This window comes from Raineyella sp. W15-4 (genome assembly GCF_033170155.1).
GTDB lineage: Bacteria > Actinomycetota > Actinomycetes > Propionibacteriales > Propionibacteriaceae > Raineyella.
Window position 1 is genome coordinate 2,162,855 of the sequence record NZ_CP137079.1, and the last position, 17,448, is coordinate 2,180,302.

Genomic DNA, 17,448 nt, shown 5'->3' on the forward strand with positions numbered 1-17,448 from the left:
ACTCGTAACGAGGAAAGGAACCGCGATGGCATCGACGGTGAGCGTGGGCGACGGCTTGGAACTCAGCCTGCTGGGGCTGGGGTGCATGGGGATGAGCGGGACGTACGGGGCCGCGGACTGGGATCGCTCGGTGGCGACCATCCACCGCGCGCTCGACCTCGGGGTGAGCCTCTTGGACACCGCCGCCGTCTACGGCCTGGGCCACAACGAGGTCCTGGTCGGCCGCGCCGTTCACGACCGGCGTGAGCAGGCGACGATCGCGACGAAGTTCGGCATCGACCGCAGCATGGGCCACTACCGCCAGGCGTTCCGCGGCCAGGCCGGGTACGTGAAGGCGAGCTGTGACGCCTCACTGGTGCGCCTCGGCGTGGACGAGATCGACATCCTCTACTGCCACCGCCCGCCCGAGGATGCCTCGATCGAGGAGACCGTCGGCGCGATGTCCGAGCTCGTCGCGGCCGGCAAGGTCCGACACCTCGGCGTCTCCGAGTTCGACGCCGACCAGTTGCGCCGCGCCTGCGCCGTGCACCCGATCGCGGTGATGGAGAGCGAGTACTCGCTCTGGACCCGCGACCCCGAGACGATCGCCCCCGTCATGGCGGAGCTCGGCGTCGGCCTGGTCGCCTTCTCCCCGCTCGGCCGCGGATTCCTGACCGGCACCGTCGACCGCTCGGCGCTGACCCCCGGCGACTTCCGCGCCCACAACACCCGGTTCGTCGGTGCGGCCGGCGACGCCAACGAGGCGATCGTCGCCGCCGTCCGGCGCATCGCCGACGACCTCGGCCTGCGCCCGGCCGCAGTCGCACTGGCCTGGGTCTACGCCCAGAGCGAGCGGCTCGGCATCCCGATCGTCACCATCCCGGGCACGACCCGCCCGGAGCGAGTGGACGAGAACGAGGCCGCTTCGCATCTGACACTGCCGGCCGACGCGCTGGCCGCGCTCGAACCCCTTGCCGATGGGGTACAGGGCGAGCGTTACGGGGTGCGATGAACGCCGCGCCCCGCGCCGCGGGGCGACCGCGCGATGACGGCCTCGACGCCGCGATCATGGCCGCGGCTCTCCACCTCGTCGACGAACGCGGGTATGCCGCGGTGACCCTCGACGCCATCGCCGAGCAAGCCTGCACCAGCAAGACCGCGATCTACCGCCGCTGGCCCAAGAAGGCCGCAATCATCATGGACGCCTTCCTCGCCGCCGCCGAACCCCTCATCCAGCAGCCCGCCGGCTTGCCGTTCCGCGACGCGATCATCGCCCAGATGACCGCCCTGGCCAACTTCCTCCAGACCACCCCGGGAGGGCGGACACTCCGCGGACTGATCGCCGAAGCGCAGACCGATACCGCGCTCGCCGACGCTATCCGCGAGCGCTGGCTCGCCCCGCGGCGGGCCGTGGCCGCCGCGATGTACGCCGATGCCCGTCAGAGCGGAGATCTCCGTGGCGACATCGACTCCGGCGCGCTGGTCGACGCGCTCTACGGCCCCCTCTACTTCCGACTACTGCTCGGCCACGCACCGATAGACCACGCCTTCATCGCCCAGACCGTCGACACCGTCCTCGGCGGAGTGAAGGCGCACTGACGCCCCGGGCACGAGAGCAGCAACTCTGCAAATCGATCCTGTCGCCACCCGGATGTTCTTCCAGGCGAAGCCCCTAGCCAGAGCTAGGGTCGGGGAACACGGGTGCGCGATCCGCCTCTCGACAGGCCGTCCGCCTGTCGAGACGACAGCGTCTGGAGATCGTCAAACGGTGCCAAGGCGGGGCGCTGCAGCGGGAGCTCGCCGAGGCGTACGGGGTGCACATCACGACCGTGCGGCGGATCCTGCAGCAGTCCGCCTCTATAATCGTCCGCGGGATGAGCCCAGCGCCTCCTCCGCCGCCAGCTCGCCGAGCAGATCGACCGGCTCGATACCCAGGAGGAGAACCTGATCGACCTGGCAGCAGACGGTGAGTTCGGCAAGGACCGCATCAAGGCGCGGCTGTACAAGATCCAGCGGGAGCGCGAGCGGATCACCGAACAGCTCGAAGTCGTCGACACCGACCTGTCGGCCGGTCAGAAGGTCATCGAGGAACACCTCGCCCTGCTGCGCGACGCCGACCGGCTCTACCGCGGTGCCACCGAGGAGAACCGACGCCGACTCAACCAGCTCATCTTCCGAGCCATCTACCTGGAGCTCGACGATGACGGCGACTTCGAGGCAACGGCTAGTGACGCCCGCGACCCGTACGACGTGCTCTACGCCGGCCAGGACGCCCACAGCGCCGTCGGTCGCCAGGTCGAGGCCGACGAGCTGGAGGCCGCGTTCTGGCGGTCACTCAACACCAACCACGCAGACAACGAAGAAGGGGCGGTCCAGATGGACTGCCCCTCTTCCGTGACAACCTCTTGGGCTTCGTGCCTGGGGCCGCCTTTCGGCGGTCCAGGGTTCTACTAAGCCCTCTATGGTGGAGATGCGGGGAATCGAACCCCGGTCCATGAAAGGCAGCTCAGACATTCTCCGGGCGCAGCCGACTAGGCGTTCTGCTCGACTCCCACCCTCACGTCGGCAAGTGGTGGACGAGCCCAGTCACAGTAAGTGTCCCCGACACGCCCTGTGGCACAGCGTGACGGGTGAGTTCCCTGAATGAGGCCAGACACCGAGCCGGGAACACTCCCGGGCTGACCCTTCGGTCACTGCTCAGGCAGCGAGAGCGAAGTCAGTGCGCTTGTTGTTGGCACTTATGGGTTTCCAGGGGTCGTTAACGAGTTGACCCTGGCTCCTCGGCCCGCTTCTCCTGGGACAACACTCCCATGTCGAAACCGATCATCCCCTGTTGAGTTGTCCTCCCGTGGCGCCATGCCCTGAGGCGACGGTGGCCACGCGAGGCTGTCATCATAACGCATCCGGCGCGAACATCATTCCGGCCGGTCCAAATCACTACGGTACTACCGACTGCTACCGACCGATCGTCCGCGGTTCGGGCTTCGACAGGATCCGGATCGGGACCAGCTTCATCAACGGGTTCTCCCAGTGCTCCCCGGCCGCCACCTTGGCCCCGCCAACGATGATGAGCAGGAACCAGGCGAGCGCGGAGATGCCGGCGATGATCCCCAGCGGCCCCCAGATCTCGGAGAGGATGCCACCGGCGATCATCCCGCCGGTGCTGAGCAGGGTGAAGTCGAAGGCGTTGGCCGCCTGCCGTTTCGCCTCCGATCCCATCGGCGCCACCAGGTAGCCCACCAACGGCCCGAAGATCCAGGTGAACAGGGCGGAGAAGTAGCTGAAGGCGCCGATCCCCCGGCCGGCACCGTCCCGCGCCTGCGCACTGACCAGGGGGGCGTACGCCGGGTGGGTGCCGAGCGCCTGGGAGGAGGCGGTGGGCTGGACCAGCCCGTAGAACGCGAGGTTGAGGTCCTTGCGGGTCCGGGCTGCGAAGACCTGGTCGAGTCGCTGGTCGAGTTCGACCTCGGTCAGGCGGCCGTCGGCGTAGGCACGCTGCAGCCAGTCGACGGCACGGTCGCGCTGCTCGTCCGACACGAGGAGGTTGAGGCTGGGGTGTTCGTACGCCGGGGTCATGTCTCCACGATGCCACCGCCCGCCAATGGACCCCAATGGGGTGCAGCCCTGAAAGGGCCCCTGACGCTGGCTCAGGGGGCGGCCACCGGTGCGGATGACGACTCACCAGGAGCCGCCACCGCCCCCGCCGCCGCCACCACCGACGAATCCGCCGCCGCCACCGAACGCGGAGCCGCCACTGCCGAAGCCGGTGCCGCCACTCGAGACGGGGGGCAGCGGGGCGACGGTGCTGGCCACGGCGTCGGTGAACCCGATCCAGGAGAAGTCCGGCAGGTAGAACTGCCCGACGTACCAGACGGGATGGATCTCGGGGAGCCGGCCGGCGGCGACCAGGTCCTGGCAGACCTGCGCCCAGCGGTCGGCGAGGTCGAAGCTGATCGCCCACGGCAGGTAGCGCGAGAAGATGTCCTCGCCCTCCTCGAAGCGGATCTGGTCGGCCTCGGCGGTCGCCAGGTATTCCCGGAATCCCTCGACCTGGTCGGTGAGCGCCCGGCCGACCGGGGTGCGCTGCCCGCGGCGCAGCCGGCGGCGGACGATCATCGCCGCCACGACCACCGGTACCAGGGGCAGCAGGAAGACCAGCCGGGCCAGCCCGGCAGCGCCGAGGAAGGCGCCGCCGGCCGCGAGGATGAGCCACCCCCGGCTGAACCCGCTGATGTGGACCCCGCCGCCGCGTACGCCGGGCAGATGGGTGAACCACCCTCGGTCGGCGACCTGGCGACGGACGTCGGCCACCATCCGGTCGTGTGCCGCCGTCATCCCGCCCGGCTCCCCCAGGTCGACGGTGGCGCCGGGCCCCTCGGCACCGAAGAGCGACTGCAGCAGGACGGTCTCGTGCGGGGCGACGACCTTCCGTGGATCCACCAGGGTGATCCGGTAGCCGCCGCGGTCGTCGCCGGACACCGTGAGCGCACCGCGGACCGCGAGGTCGATCAGCGTGGCGGCGGTCTCCTTCGTGTCGAGCGTCCCGTCCAGCAGGTATCCCGCCTCGGCCACGGTGATCGGCGGCGGGGTGAACGCCACCGGCACCGTCAGGTCGCGGGGGGAGGCGCCCACCCGCCCCTCGGCACCCGGCGGTGGCAGCACCCCCGGCGGCAGGTCGAGAAACCGCAGATCGCGCCGGGAGCGGACGATCCTGGCGCCGACCAGTGCCGAGAGCGCGGCCACCAACGCGGTGACGCCGCCGGCGGTGGCCAGACTGCGCTGCTGCTGCACCGTGGTGCTGGGCACCAGATGGGGCGTGTTGTCGGACACCAGCCCGGAGCGGATCTGGGCCGAGACGGTCAGCCCCTCCCCGGGGGACAGGATGGACTGGGCAGCGTGGACGACGCCGCCGTCGAGGCTCAGGCTGTCGCATGAGGTGTTGCTCTGCACCGTCCCGGCGTAGCAGGCCTTGTCGGTGGCCCCGTCGGGAACGGTGACGCTCACCGTGATGTCGTGCAGGGTGGCGCTCGTCCAGCCCGTGCCGACGGCATCCCAGTAGAACTCGTCGTAGCTCTGCTGGCTGCGCATCCCGCCGGTGATGGTGTAGCTGAGGTCGTACGTGGCGGTGGCGGAGGTGACCGTGGTGTTCGGGTCGCCCACCCGGATCACCAGGTCCTGCCGGCGCGGATCCGTCGACGAGGTGACGGTGGAGGTGGTGAACTGGGCCGGCGCGTCGGGACTTCTGACCCGGATGTCGCTGTACTGGTAGACGATGTCGTGCTTCGTGTCGTTCTGCTCCGGCTCGCGGGCCACCAGTTGACGCTGGATGCCGTGCCGACCCGAGCCGGTGCCGAAGCGGTAGACGAGCCGTTCGGTGACCGCCACCGTCCCGTCGGAGTGGACGACGTAGTCCAGGGCGTACGAATCGATGCTGTCCCCGGCGGCCATGGCCGGGGTGCCGACGCTGAACGGTGCGACGACGACCAGCACCGCGAACAAGGCGGCCAGCAGGCCGATCGGACCGAGCCGCGCGCCACGCCGGCGGCTCCGCGGGCGCCACCGCGCGGTGCTCATCGCCGGCCCTTCCGGCGGGCGGCGAGCGCCCGGTCCGTCTCGCGCCGGGCGTCCCGTTCGGCCAGGGTCTGCCGTTTGTCGTACTCCCGTTTGCCGGTCGCCACCCCGATCTCCACCTTGGCGTAGCCGTCCTTGAAGTAGAGCTTCAGCGGCACCAGGGTGGTCCCACTGGCGTCCAGTTCGCGCCGGAGACGGTCGATCTCCTTGCGGTTGAGCAGCAGTTTGCGGGTGCGCCGCGCGGAGTGGTTGGTCCAGGTGCCGTGGCTGTACTCCGGGATCATCGCCTGGCGCAGCCACACCTCACCGTCGTCGACGGTCGCGAAAGAGTCGACGAGCGAGGCGTGCCCCTCCCGGAGCGACTTCACCTCGGTGCCCTGCAGGACGATCCCCGCCTCGTACGTCTGGTGGATCGTGTAGTCGTGACGCGCCTTCTTGTTCTGCGCCACCAGTTTCGTCCCCGTCTCCTTCACCATGGGCCCATCATCCCAGAACCCCCAAGCGGTGGACCCGGGTCAGAGGACGGTCGCCGGGTTCACCATCTGCCCGTTGCGCCACACCATGAAGTGCAGGTGGCAGCCGGTCGCGTAGCCGGTGGCGCCGACGTAGCCGATCACCTGGCCCTGCTGGACCGTCTGTCCCACCGAGACGGCGTAGCTGGACAGGTGGTTGTAGGAGGTGACGGTCCGGACCCCGCCGAGGGAGCCGTGGTCGATGAACAGTCGGTTGCCGTAGCCGGCGTTGTAGTACCGCTCGGTCACCTTCCCGGCGGCGGCGGCCCGGATCGGGGTCCCGCAGGAGGCACCGAAGTCGGTGCCGTCGTGCAGCTTGTAGACCCCGGTGATCGGATGCACCCGCATGCCGTACGGGGAGGTGATCGGCGCCCCGGGGATGGGCGAGGCGAGGCCGGCCGAGGAGACCTTGTTGCTGGAGCTGGCGCTCGAGGAACTGGTCTTGCTGCCGGCGGACGCACTGCTGCCGGAGCCGCTGCTGCCGGTGCTCGCGGTGGAGGTCTTGGCGGCGGCCGCCTCCCGGGCCTTGCGATCCGCCTCCGCCTGTGCCTCGGCGGCCTTCTTGGCGGCCTCGTCACGAGCGGCGATGTCGGCATTGACCTTGTCCCGTTCAGCGGTCAGGTCCTGGTAGGCCTTGGTGTCCTTGGCCACCTCGGCCTGGGCCGCCGCCTGGGCGGACTGGTTGGCGGTGACCGCGGCGGCCAGCTTCGCCTGCTGGTCGGCCTGGGCGGCCTGCAGGGTGTTCAGCGACACCACCACCTGGGCGGCGGCCGCCCGGTCCGCGGCGACCTTGGCGGTGGCCGCCGCCTTCGCGGCCTGGGCCACCTCCAGTTGGGCCTGCAGCTGGTTGAGCCGGTCCAACTGGGCGGCGTTGGTCTCCATCATCGTGGTGGACAGCTGGATGCGGGTCTGCAACCCGGCGGTGGACCCCTGCTGGATGAGGACCGCCATCCCCATCAGGTTGTGCTGCTGCTGGACCTGGTCACGGGCGATCTCGCCGATCGTCGAGTGCTGCGCGGCGATTGCCTGCTGCCCCGCCTCGACCGCGGCGGTCGCCTCGTCCAGCGCCGCCTGGGAGGCCCGCAGTTCGTCGGCCAGTCGGGCGTCCTCGGCCTTCGCGGCGGTGATCTTGTCCTGAGTGGCCTGGAGCGCGGCCTGGGCGGTGGCGAGGTCACCCTGGGACGATTTCAGTGTCGCGATGGCGTCTTCCAGCGCCTTGCTCGATTCCCCGACGGCATCGTCGGCGGAGGAGACCTGGCTGGTCAGCTGCTGCTTGCGGTCGTCGAGCTGATCGGCGGAGGCCGGGATCGCACAGCCCAGCCCCAGGGCGACGGCCAGGCCGGTGGCCGCAAAACGGAGGCCCCATCGGCGGGCCGGTGAAGGCGTGGTCACTGTCAGTCCCCTGTCCTCCGCACGCGGTGCCCCATTCACACGCGCAGATACTTGGTGGTTGCGATCAACGTGGGAATGATAGAGAGCAGAATCGCGACAATGGCAAGTCCCGATACTGCGAAAGCCGTTTCCTGCCATCCGATCCAGGGCAAAGTCTGGATCGAGACTTCAGCTTTTCGGATGATCAGGGAATAGACCCCGGCCACCAATGTCCCGCCCGCCAGGACTGCCCCGACGAGACCGGCGATCAGTGTTTCCAGGACGAACGGCAAGGTGATGTAGGAGTTGGAGGCACCGACCAGGCGCATGATGCCGATCTCCCGGCGCCGGGCGAAGACGGCCAGCCGAATGGTGTTGCCGATCTGCAGTCCGGCGGCCAGCAGCAACAGGGCGCTGGTCCCGAGGGCGACCCACTGCGCCGTTCGCAGCCACTGGAACAGCGGGTCGAAGATCTCTCGTAGGTCCTGGACGTTCTGCACCCCGGGCATCCCTGCCACCGCGGTCACCACGGTGCGGTACTGCTCGGGATCGACCAGCTTGATCCGGAACGATTCCTGCATCTGGTCCGCGGTCAACGACCCCTTGAGCGGGCTGTTGCGGTAGGAGGCGATGAAATCGTCGTACGCCTGCTGCTTGGTCTCGTGGAAGACCTCTTTGACCTCCGGGTCGGAGCGGAGGGTCTGCTCGATCGTGGCGACCTGTTGCGGGGTGACGTCCTGGCCGGGCGTGCAGTTGCTGCCGGTGGTGTCCTTGGTGCAGAGGAAGATGGAGATCTCGACCTTGTCGTACCAGCGACCTTTCATCAGCTGGATCTGCTGGGCGGCGAGCAGGCTGCCCCCGAAGAGGGTCAGCGACACCCACATGGTGACGATGATCGCGACCATCATCGAGGCGTTGTGGCGGACACCCGAGAAGGTCTCCGACAGGATGTGGCGCAGGCGCATGGTTTCCCTCCTCAGGCCTGGTATCCGTAGGTGCCCTTGCCCTGGTCGCGGACCAGGTCGCCGTCGTCGAGCTCGATCACCCGCTTGCGCATCTGGTCGACGATGGTGGAGTCGTGGGTGGCCATCACCACGGTCGTCCCGAGCCGGTTGATCCGGTCGAGGACCTTCATGATCCCGACGCTGGTGGCCGGGTCCAGGTTGCCGGTCGGCTCGTCGGCGATCAGGATGTCGGGCTTGTTGACCACGGCCCGGGCGATCGCGACGCGCTGCTGCTCCCCGCCGGAGAGCTCGTCGGTGAGCCGGTCCCCCTTGTCGGCGAGGCCGACCATCTCCAGCGACTCGGGGACCAGTGTCCGGATGTCGCGTCGGGAGTACCCGGTCACCTGCAGGGCGAAGGCGACGTTCTCCCGGACCGTCTTGCCCGGCAGCAGCCGGAAGTCCTGGAAGACCGTGCCGATCCGCCGCCGCAGCCGCGGCACCCGCCAGGCCGGCAACCCCGAGGTGTCCCGGCCGTCGACGCAGACCGTTCCCCGGGTCGGGCGCAGCTCGCGCAGCACCAGCCGGACGAAGGTCGACTTCCCGGAGCCGGACCGGCCGACCAGGAAGACGAACTCGCCGGAGTCGATGTCGAGGGTGATGTTCCGCAGGGCCGCACGTGTCTGGCCCGGGTACTTCTTGCTGACGTTGTCAAAGCGAATCATTGCATCAGTGGCGGGCCGGGCTGGAGGACAGGGGGAAGGTCGGCCCGGGCCAGAGTCTAGGCCCACCGCGCCGCTCCTCCCCGGCAACCGTCGCCGCCGGGCGCGTCACGTCCGGGGGTCAGGCGGTGAGCTGCTGCTCCTGCTGCTTGCGCCACCGGATGCCGGCGTCGATGAAGCCGTCGATGTCACCGTCGAAGACCGCGTCGGGGTTGCCGACCTCGTGGTCGGTCCGCAGATCCTTGACCATCTGGTAGGGATGCAGGACGTACGACCGCATCTGCGAGCCCCAGGAGTTGCCGCCGTCGCCCTTCAGCGCGTTCAGCTCGGCCTCGCGGTCCTTGCGGGCCTTCTCCAGCAGCCGGGCCTGCAGCACCCGCAGCGCGGCCGCCTTGTTCTGGATCTGCGACTTCTCGTTCTGGCAGGAGACGACCAGGCCGGTCGGCAGGTGGGTGATCCGCACCGCGGAGTCGGTGGTGTTGACCGACTGCCCGCCGGGGCCGGAGGAACGGAAGACGTCGACCCGGATGTCCTGTTCGGGGATGTCGATGTGGTCGGTCTCCTCCACCACCGGCAGCACCTCGACGCCGGCGAAGGAGGTCTGCCGCCGCCCTTGGTTGTCGAACGGGGAGATCCGCACCAGCCGGTGGGTGCCCTGCTCGACCGACAGGGTGCCGTACGCGTACGGCGCCCGGACCTGGAAGGTGGCCGACTTGATCCCGGCCTCCTCGGCGTACGAGACGTCGTAGACCTCTGTCGGGTAGCCGTGCCGCTCACACCAGCGCAGGTACATCCGGAGCAGCATCTCGGCGAAGTCCGCGGCGTCCACGCCACCGGCCTCCGACCGGATCGTCACCCAGGCGTCCCGCTCGTCGTACTCGCCGGACAGCAGCGTCCGCACCTCGAGCGCGTCGAGCGTCGTCCGCAGCGCCTCGGCCTCCTGGCGAGCGTCGTCGAGCACCGAGGCGTCGTTCTCCTCCACAGCGAGCTCGACCATCACCTGGAGGTCCTCCAGCCGCTGGCGCAGCCCACTGAGCCGCTTCACCTCGGCCTGCAGCGCCGACAGCCGGGAGGTCACCCGCTGGGCGTTGTCCTGGTCGTCCCACAGGTCGGGGGCGGACACCTGCTTCTCCAGGTCGGCGATCTCGACCTTCATGGCAGCCGGATCGGACACCGCCTCGATCTGCCCGAGGGCATGCTCGAGGTCGGCGATGGTCTCGTTGATATCTTCGGCAGCCACGAATGTGAAGTGTATAACGGCGGCACGACGAATGCCCCTGTCGGGCCGGGACACCGACGGACGCCCCGGCGGGCGGTGCTCCGGGCGGCCCCGAAGCAGCGGACGGCCGCCCGCCCCGTCACTAGGCTGACGCCCGCAGACCCGACGAAAGCAGGCGACAACGATGTCGACACCGACGGAGACCAGGCCGGACTACACGACCGAGGAAGAGTCCTTCATCATCCGGAACAGCAACGGGGTCCCGGTGGGGACCCGTCCGCACCCCCGGTGGACCTGGCAGAAGGTCGTGCTGTGGGTCCTCGTCGCGGTGGTGGGCGCCGTCGGCTGGACGATGCTCGCCATCGTCCGTGGCGAGCAGGTCAACACCATCTGGTTCGTCGTCGCCGCGGTGGCGACCTACGCCATCGCCTACCGGTACTACGCGTTGTACATCGAGAAGAAGATCATGCGGCCGGACGACTCGAACGCCACCCCGGCCGAGCGGATCAACAACGGGAAGGACTTCGACCCGACGAACCGGGTGGTGCTCTACGGCCACCACTTCGCGGCCATCGCCGGCGCCGGCCCACTGGTCGGCCCCGTCCTCGCCGCCCAGATGGGCTACCTGCCCGGAACACTGTGGATCATCCTCGGGGTGGTGGTCGCCGGCGCGGTCCAGGACATGCTGGTGCTGTTCTTCTCGATGCGTCGCGGCGGCCGCTCCCTCGGCCAGATGGCCACCGACGAGATCGGCAAGGTCGGCGGCGCGATCGCCACCGTGGTCGTCTTCGTGATGCTGATGATCGTCCTGGCCGTGCTGGCGATGGTGTGCGTCAACGCGCTCGCCGACAGCCCGTGGGGTGTCTTCTCGGTGGCCTGCACGATCCCGCTGGCCATCGCCATGGGGTTGTGGCTGCGGTACGTCCAACCCGGCCGGATCACCACCGTCTCGCTGGTCGGGTTCGCGCTGCTGATCGGCGCGATCGTCTCGGGGCGGTGGATCTCGACCGGCCCGCTGGCCGGCTTCTTCCACCTGTCGCCGACGACGCTGGTGGTGTGGATGGTGATCTACGGCTTCTTCGCCGCGGTGTTGCCGGTCTGGGTGTTGCTCACCCCGCGTGACTACCTGTCGACCTTCATGAAGATCGGCACCATCGTGGTGCTCGCCGTCGGGATCATCATCGTCCGGCCGATCGTCCAGATGCCGGCGGTCACCGAGTTCGCCTCCAACACCAAGGGCCCGGTGTTCGCGGGCACTCTCTTCCCGTTCCTGTTCATCACCATCGCCTGCGGGGCGCTCTCCGGCATGCACGCGATGGTGTCCTCGGGCACCAGCCCGAAGATGATCCAGAAGGAGTCCCAGGTCCGGATGATCGGCTACGCCGGCATGCTGATGGAGTCCTTCGTGGCCATCATGGCGCTGGCGGCCGCGGTCTCCCTCAACCAGGGGGTCTACTTCGCCATGAACACCTCGGCCGCCACGATCAACAACCTGGCCGGCCCGGCAATCGTCGCGACCCCCGGGATCAGCCGTGAGGACATCGCCGCCGAGGCGATGCGGAACCTGCCGGTCACCGACGCATCCGGTGCTCCGATCGAGGCGCGCTGGGTCTCCCTCGACCCGAGCGGCAAGGAGGTCACCTACACCGGTGGCGACGCGCTCAGGCAGGTGGCCAAGGACGTCGGCGAGCCGTCGATCGTCTCCCGCACCGGCGGCGCCCCGACCCTGGCCGTCGGGATCGCCAACATCACCCACCAGTTCGCCGGCGGCAAGACGATGATGGGCTTCTGGTACCACTTCGCCATCATGTTCGAAGCGCTGTTCATCCTGTCCGCCGTGGACGCCGTCACCCGGGTGGCGCGCTTCCAGCTCTCCGACGCCATCGGCAACCTGGTGCCCCGGTTCCGCGATCCGTCCTGGCGGCCCGGGGCGTGGCTGTCCACCGCGGTCGTCGTCGCCGCCTGGGGTTCCCTGCTGCTGATGGGGGTCACCGATCCACGGGGCGGCATCCAGACCCTCTATCCGCTGTTCGGGATCGCCAACCAGTTGATCGCCGCGGTGGCGCTCACCGTGGTGACGGTCATGGTGGTGCGCAAGGGATACCTGAAGTACGTGTGGATCCCCCTGGTCCCGTTGGCCTTCGACGTGGCGGTCACCTTCACCGCGTCCTGGCAGAAGATCTTCTCCACCGACCCGGCGCTCGGCTACTGGACCCAGTGGAGCAGTGCCCGGGTCGCCCGCGATGCCGCGCTGGCGGCGGGCCAGGCCGACGCCGCCAAGGTCCAGGGCGAGATCGTCCGCAACACCTTCATCCAAGGGACCCTGTCGATCGCCTTCCTGCTGGCGGTGGCCGCGGTGATCGTCTTCGCCGTGCTCCGGGTGGTACGTACGCTGCGGACCGGTGACACCACCACCTCGGAGGACCCGCACCAGGAGTCGAACTTCTACGCGCCCAGCGGTCTGGTCGCCGGCCCGCTGGAGAAGAAGCTGGTCACCGAGTACGCGATCGTCGGCGACCCCGACCTGATCCCGGGACGCAGGCATGGCGGGCACTGATCCTGCCCTCGCCCTCACCGCCGTGCTGCGCGAGAAGCTCGCCGCGGCACGGTGGTGGGTGCGCGAGTTCTCCGGGGAGTCGGCCTACGACAAGTACCTGGAGCGGCACCGGCGCGACCACGGCGACCACCCGCCGATGACCGAGCGGGAGTTCTGGCGGTCCCGGGATCGTTTCCACGAGCACAACGTGTCGTCCGGGTGCTGCTGATGGACCGGAACGTGAAGTGCGTAACGGCGGCACGACGATTCCCCCGGCCGAGCCGGGTGCATGAGAAACTGACCCCATGACGACTCACATCGTGACCATGGGGGGCGGGGGCTTCTCCACTTCGCCCACCGGTGCAGCAACGAAGCTGGACAAGTACGTGGTGGACCTGGCCGGCAAGCCCAATCCGGTGGTCTGCTTCCTGCCGACCGCCTCGGCCGACGACCCGCGCTACATCAACCGGTTCCTGACGGCGTACGGCGCCCTCGGGATCCGGCCGATCGTGGCCACGCTCTGGCACGACGCCGCACGGTCGGTGTCCCGGCTGGACGAGGCCGACGTGATCGTGGTGGGCGGCGGCCTGACAGTGAACCTGATCGCCCTGTGGGATGCGCACGGGGTGTCGGCCCGGCTGCGGCGGATCATCGCGTCGGGCCGTGATGTCGTCATCGCCGGCTACGCCGCCGGCGGCGGGGCGTTCTACGAGGGATCCACCACCGACTCCTTCGGCCCGATCATGGCCTGGAAGGGCGGTCTCGGCGTGCTGCCGGGGTCGTTCTGCTCGCACTACCACTCGGAGGGTGAGCGGGCCCCGATCTTCGCCGAGGCGATCGGCGAAGGCACCCTGCCCAGCGGCTACGGCGTCGACGACGGTGCGGCGATCCACTGGGTCGACGGCAAGCCGAAGGCCTTCCTCGCCGAGGACACCGAGGCCAAGGTCTACCGCGTGGAGGGGACCGAGGAACCGACCTCCTCCGGGGTCTACATCAACGCCGAGCGGATGCGCGTGCTCTGACCCTCCCGGGAAACGACGGACGGCCGGTGGCCGGGGTGACGACGCTCCGCCGCCGGCCGTCCGTCGTCGCCACACGGGTCGCCGGTCAGCCGACCAGCCGGAGACCGGCCAGGAACGCCGCCACATCCGCCAGTTCCGCGGCGGAGATCGCGTGGCCGAGCCCGGGGTAACGACGGATCGTCGCGGCGGTGTGGGCCTGCGCCCAGGCGACCGTACGGTCGAACGCCGCCGCCGGGATCATCGAGGCGTCCAGCTCCCCGCGCCCGAAGAACAGCGGCGGGCGACGCGCCGCCAGCCGCTCGTCACCGGCCGATGGCTCCGGGGCCACGAAGCCGGACAGCACCACACCGGCGGCGAACGTGTCCGGGCGGTGCCGCAACAGCTCGGTGACCATCATCCCGCCCTGGGAGAAGCCGACCGGGACCACCGGCTGGCCGTCGGTCGTGGCGTCGAGCCACGCCAGCAGCCCCGCCACGGCCGCCTCCACCGGCCCGCGGGCCGGATGGCCGGGGACGCTGATCGGGAACCAGGCCGCCCCACCCCCGGGAATGTCGTACGGGCCGCGCAGGGACGCCCAGTCCCAGCCGTCCCCCAGCCGGGTCACGATCCCCGGCAGGTCGTTCTGGTCGGATCCGAAGCCGTGCAGCAGGAGCAGGAGTGGGCGGCCGTCCGGCCCCTCGGCCCGTGGGGCGACGGCGGTGCGGATCGGCGCGACGGACCCCTGGGCGCTGGCGCTGTTCGGCGAGATGAGGCTCATGGCGTCCATTGTGGACGTCCTTGGGTGGGTCTTCCCGGGCGATTCGCGAACACGCGTCCCGCGTTGAGAAGGGCGATCGAGTGGCCCACGATCCGGGCCGACCGGGTGTTCTTGATCGCGCACAGGCAGAGCTTGCCCTCGCCCGTGTGGTGTTCGGTAGTGGCCACCAGCCACAGCCGGTTCGGCTCGGTGGCGCGGAACCGGCGCTGCACGAGGTCATCGAGCGCCGTCGGCCCGGCGCAGGATCTCGTTCTCCTGCTCCAACTCCCGCGTCCTCTTGCGCAACGCGCGCAACTCCGCGTCTTGAGCGGTCGCGGCGGCCGTCGTCGATGTCGGCCTGGGCCAGCCAGCGCTGCAACGCCGACTCCGAGACACCGAAATCGCAGGCGAGCTGCTCGGACCGGGGCATCCCAGGCGCGCACGACGTTGCGGCGGAACTTGTCGGGGTACTTCCTCGGCATCGGATGATCCTCCATGGACCGGCTCCCACCAGCTCATATCGGGAATCAACCAAACCTCCAGCAGTCCCGTTGTCCCCCTTGACCCGCTCCCGACACCCCTGCGGGCCCGAACAAGATTCCATGTCGATCTCCCTTGACAAAGTAACTGAGCATACTCATAATTGATTACACTCGGGTCGAGTGGGGAAGGAACCCCGCCGCCGGGCCATCGACAGTCGAAGGAGTGGGAGCGGTCATGACAGAGACGCAGCAGGGAACGGGCAACCGGCCGGCGTGCTTCATCGACGCGCCGACCAGAACGGTGACCGCTGCCGGTGCCACGTTCGTCTACCGCGAGTTCGGCTCCCACGACGGCGGTGTGCCGCTGGTGGCAATGACACACCTGGGCGCCAACCTGGACAGTTGGGACCCGGAGCTGGTCGATCCGTTCGCGCAGCACCGGCGAGTGATCCTCCTCGGCTACCGCGGAGTGGGGGCGTCCACCGGGACGGTGCGGGACCAGTTCGAGGACATGGCGGCCGATGTGATCGCCCCGATCCACGCGCTCGGGCTTTCCCGGGTGGACCTGTTCGGCCTGTCGATGGGTGGCATGGTCGCTCAGGAGATCCTCCGCCAAGCCCCGGACCTGGTGGAGCGCGTGATTCTCGCCGGAACCGGCCCGCAGGGCGGCCCTGGTCTGACCGCGATGACCGGGGTCACTGTGCGGACGATCCTGCGCGGTCTCGTGACGTTCACGAACCCTACGACCCTGTTGTTCTTCACCCGCACCCCCGCCGGCCGCCAGGCCGCGAAGACATATCAGGCGCGGCTGAATTTGCGCCGCACCGGTCGAGACAAGCCCGTCACCCCTGGGGTGTTCCACGCCCAACTGCGCGCGGTGAACCGATGGGGCCATCAAACACCGCCGGCGACGTCATTCAGGGGGCCGATGCTGATCCTGCACGGAGACCGGGACCTCATGGTGCCGATCAGCAACGCCGACGCACTCCTGGACCGGTACCCGGACGCGGACGTGCGCGTCTTCGCCGACTCCGGCCACGGCACCGTGTTCCAGAACCGTCGCAGCGTCACGGACACCGCCACCCGGTTCCTGCAGCGCTGACCGCGACCACCCAGATTCAAGGAGAAGGAGCACCATGCAAGCGTTCGTGTTCGACCAGTACAAGCGGCCCGTCCACGAAGCCAACATCCCTGAGCCAACGGTCGGCGACCGAGATGTCCTGATCCGAGTGGAGGCCGCGGGACTGAACCACCTCGACGAGCGGCTTCGAGCGGGAGAGTTCAAGGCGATCCTGCCCTACAGGACACCCCTCACCCTCGGCCACGACCTCGCCGGCACCGTCATCCGCACCGGAGCGAACGTCACCAGGTTCACCACTGGGGACCGGGTGTACGCCCGGCCGCGGGACTTCCGCATCGGCACCTTCGCCGAGCGCATCGCGGTCGACGAAACAGACGTCGCCCCGGCCCCGACCTCGATCAGCACCGTGGAGGCAGCGTCCTTGCCGCTGGTCGCGCTCACCGCCTGGCAGGCCCTGGTGGAGAAGGGCAACGTCCAACCCGGGCAGAAGGTACTCATCCACGCCGGAGCGGGCGGGGTCGGCTCTATCGCGATCCAGCTCGCCAAGCACCTCGGTGCGCAGGTCGCGACCACCGTGTCAGGCAAGAACGCGGACTTCGTCCGCGAGCTCGGCGCGGACGTGGTCATCGACTACCGCACCCAGGACTTCGAGACCGAGCTCTCCGGCTACGACTTCGTCCTCGACCCCCTCGGCGGGGACAACCTCGCCAAGTCGCTCAAGGTCTTGAAGCGCGGCGGGAAGGCCGTCGGCATCTCCGGGCCGCCCACTCCCGAGTTCGCGAAGGCCGCCGGTCTGAACCCGGTGCTGCGCCTGGCTATCACGGCGCTCAGTCGCAAGACCCGCGCTCTGGCGAAGGGGCTCGGCGTGTCCTACGAGTTCCTGCTCATGCACGCCTCCGGCGAGCAGCTGCGTCAGGTCGCCGAACTCGTCGACGGTGGCGTCATCCGCCCCGTCGTCGGCGCGACCTTCTCCTTCGACCAGACCGTGCAAGCCCTGGCGACCCTCGGTACGAGCAGCGTCCGCGGGAAGATCGTCGTTACCGGCCCCACCACCGCCTGATCACACGACCGCAACCCGTCTCCGGCCACAGCTGGAAATGACGTCCCATTCAAGGAAACCATCATGAGCACAAGCAACAGCGGGAGCACGGACGACTCTGTCATCACCTCCTACGCGAAGGCTCCGGCCAAGACGATCACCGTCGGCGGCGACACCTTCGCCTACCGGTTCATCACCCAGGGCCTCGGCTACGACAGGTCCAGACCCAGCTGAAAG

Annotated in this window: 18 protein-coding genes, 1 other RNA gene and 1 pseudogene; 9 read left to right on the forward strand and 11 right to left on the reverse strand. The window is 69.1% G+C overall.

The annotated features are described in order from the left end of the window. Positions 1 to 25 precede the first annotated feature (25 nt). The 3 genes from R0145_RS10045 (at position 26) to R0145_RS18430 (ending at position 1,949) form a co-directional block, all read left to right on the forward strand. Positions 26 to 991, forward strand: coding sequence for an aldo/keto reductase (locus R0145_RS10045; RefSeq protein ID WP_317836680.1), 966 nt, complete (start codon positions 26 to 28; stop codon positions 989 to 991). Then, positions 988 to 1,578: a TetR/AcrR family transcriptional regulator gene (locus R0145_RS10050; protein WP_317836681.1), complete on the forward strand. Its 591-nt coding sequence runs from the start codon at positions 988 to 990 to the stop codon at positions 1,576 to 1,578. Before R0145_RS10045 ends, R0145_RS10050 begins: the two co-directional genes overlap by 4 nt. 134 nt (positions 1,579 to 1,712) lie before the next feature. After that, a complete protein-coding gene (locus tag R0145_RS18430) occupies positions 1,713 to 1,949 on the forward strand; it encodes a helix-turn-helix domain-containing protein (RefSeq protein WP_411742110.1) in 237 nt (78 codons plus the stop codon). Here the strand turns inward: R0145_RS18430 and R0145_RS10055 are convergent. From R0145_RS10055 to prfB, 9 genes are all read right to left on the reverse strand, one after another. Beyond that, positions 1,837 to 2,256: a hypothetical protein gene (locus R0145_RS10055; protein ID WP_317836682.1), complete on the reverse strand. Its 420-nt coding sequence runs from the start codon at positions 2,254 to 2,256 to the stop codon at positions 1,837 to 1,839. The two genes, R0145_RS18430 and R0145_RS10055, sit on opposite strands and share 113 nt — an antisense overlap. Positions 2,257 to 2,441: 185 nt before the next feature. Continuing rightward, positions 2,442 to 2,810, reverse strand: a transfer-messenger RNA (tmRNA) gene (ssrA, locus tag R0145_RS10060). Between the two features lie 124 nt (positions 2,811 to 2,934). Then, the gene (locus tag R0145_RS10065) at positions 2,935 to 3,555 is read right to left on the reverse strand and encodes a DUF1707 and DUF4870 domain-containing protein (RefSeq protein ID WP_317836683.1); all 621 of its coding nucleotides are present in this window, start codon (positions 3,553 to 3,555) and stop codon (positions 2,935 to 2,937) included. Positions 3,556 to 3,657: 102 nt separating this feature from the next. Next, entirely contained in the window at positions 3,658 to 5,553 is a 1,896-nt protein-coding gene (locus tag R0145_RS10070; protein ID WP_317836684.1) for a DUF2207 domain-containing protein, read from the reverse strand. Continuing rightward, positions 5,550 to 6,026, reverse strand: coding sequence for an SsrA-binding protein SmpB (gene smpB / locus R0145_RS10075; RefSeq protein ID WP_317836685.1), 477 nt, complete (start codon positions 6,024 to 6,026; stop codon positions 5,550 to 5,552). The genes R0145_RS10070 and smpB overlap by 4 nt, the downstream gene beginning before the upstream one ends. 39 nt (positions 6,027 to 6,065) lie before the next feature. Then, positions 6,066 to 7,454 (reverse strand): peptidoglycan DD-metalloendopeptidase family protein, encoded by a 1,389-nt coding sequence (locus R0145_RS10080; protein WP_317836687.1) that lies wholly within the window; start codon positions 7,452 to 7,454, stop codon positions 6,066 to 6,068. Between the two features lie 35 nt (positions 7,455 to 7,489). After that, positions 7,490 to 8,392: a permease-like cell division protein FtsX gene (gene ftsX / locus R0145_RS10085; protein ID WP_317840209.1), complete on the reverse strand. Its 903-nt coding sequence runs from the start codon at positions 8,390 to 8,392 to the stop codon at positions 7,490 to 7,492. Positions 8,393 to 8,409: 17 nt separating this feature from the next. Next, the gene (gene ftsE, locus R0145_RS10090; protein ID WP_317836688.1) at positions 8,410 to 9,099 is read right to left on the reverse strand and encodes a cell division ATP-binding protein FtsE; all 690 of its coding nucleotides are present in this window, start codon (positions 9,097 to 9,099) and stop codon (positions 8,410 to 8,412) included. 118 nt (positions 9,100 to 9,217) lie between these two features. Next, entirely contained in the window at positions 9,218 to 10,336 is a 1,119-nt protein-coding gene (gene prfB / locus R0145_RS10095; protein ID WP_317836689.1) for a peptide chain release factor 2, read from the reverse strand. Positions 10,337 to 10,499: 163 nt separating this feature from the next. Here prfB and R0145_RS10100 point away from each other — a divergent pair, with 163 nt between their 5' ends. The 3 genes from R0145_RS10100 (at position 10,500) to R0145_RS10110 (ending at position 13,873) form a co-directional block, all read left to right on the forward strand. After that, positions 10,500 to 12,872: a carbon starvation CstA family protein gene (locus R0145_RS10100; RefSeq protein WP_317836690.1), complete on the forward strand. Its 2,373-nt coding sequence runs from the start codon at positions 10,500 to 10,502 to the stop codon at positions 12,870 to 12,872. Beyond that, complete coding sequence (locus R0145_RS10105) at positions 12,859 to 13,080, forward strand: YbdD/YjiX family protein (RefSeq protein ID WP_317836691.1); 222 nt, start codon at positions 12,859 to 12,861, stop codon at positions 13,078 to 13,080. The genes R0145_RS10100 and R0145_RS10105 overlap by 14 nt, the downstream gene beginning before the upstream one ends. Before the next feature lie 76 nt (positions 13,081 to 13,156). Further along, on the forward strand, positions 13,157 to 13,873 hold the full coding sequence (locus R0145_RS10110; RefSeq protein WP_317836692.1) for a Type 1 glutamine amidotransferase-like domain-containing protein: 717 nt from the start codon (positions 13,157 to 13,159) through the stop codon (positions 13,871 to 13,873). 85 nt (positions 13,874 to 13,958) lie between these two features. Here the strand turns inward: R0145_RS10110 and R0145_RS10115 are convergent, their stop codons facing one another. Continuing rightward, positions 13,959 to 14,630 carry an alpha/beta hydrolase gene (locus R0145_RS10115; protein WP_317836693.1) on the reverse strand — a complete coding sequence of 224 codons (672 nt, stop codon included), beginning with the start codon at positions 14,628 to 14,630 and terminating at the stop codon, positions 13,959 to 13,961. Between the two features lie 74 nt (positions 14,631 to 14,704). Beyond that, positions 14,705 to 14,869, reverse strand: a pseudogene (locus R0145_RS18435) (IS3 family transposase); the annotation flags it as partial. 457 nt (positions 14,870 to 15,326) lie between these two features. On the opposite strand from R0145_RS18435, the gene R0145_RS10120 reads away from it, so the two are divergent. The 3 genes from R0145_RS10120 to R0145_RS10130 all read left to right on the forward strand — a co-directional run bounded on the left by R0145_RS10120 (position 15,327) and on the right by R0145_RS10130 (position 17,445). Continuing rightward, on the forward strand, positions 15,327 to 16,193 hold the full coding sequence (locus R0145_RS10120; protein ID WP_317836694.1) for an alpha/beta hydrolase: 867 nt from the start codon (positions 15,327 to 15,329) through the stop codon (positions 16,191 to 16,193). 34 nt (positions 16,194 to 16,227) lie between these two features. Then, a complete protein-coding gene (locus R0145_RS10125) occupies positions 16,228 to 17,232 on the forward strand; it encodes an NADP-dependent oxidoreductase (protein WP_317836695.1) in 1,005 nt (334 codons plus the stop codon). A gap of 63 nt (positions 17,233 to 17,295) precedes the next feature. After that, entirely contained in the window at positions 17,296 to 17,445 is a 150-nt protein-coding gene (locus tag R0145_RS10130; RefSeq protein WP_317836696.1) for a hypothetical protein, read from the forward strand. The last annotated feature ends 3 nt before the right edge of the window (positions 17,446 to 17,448 follow it).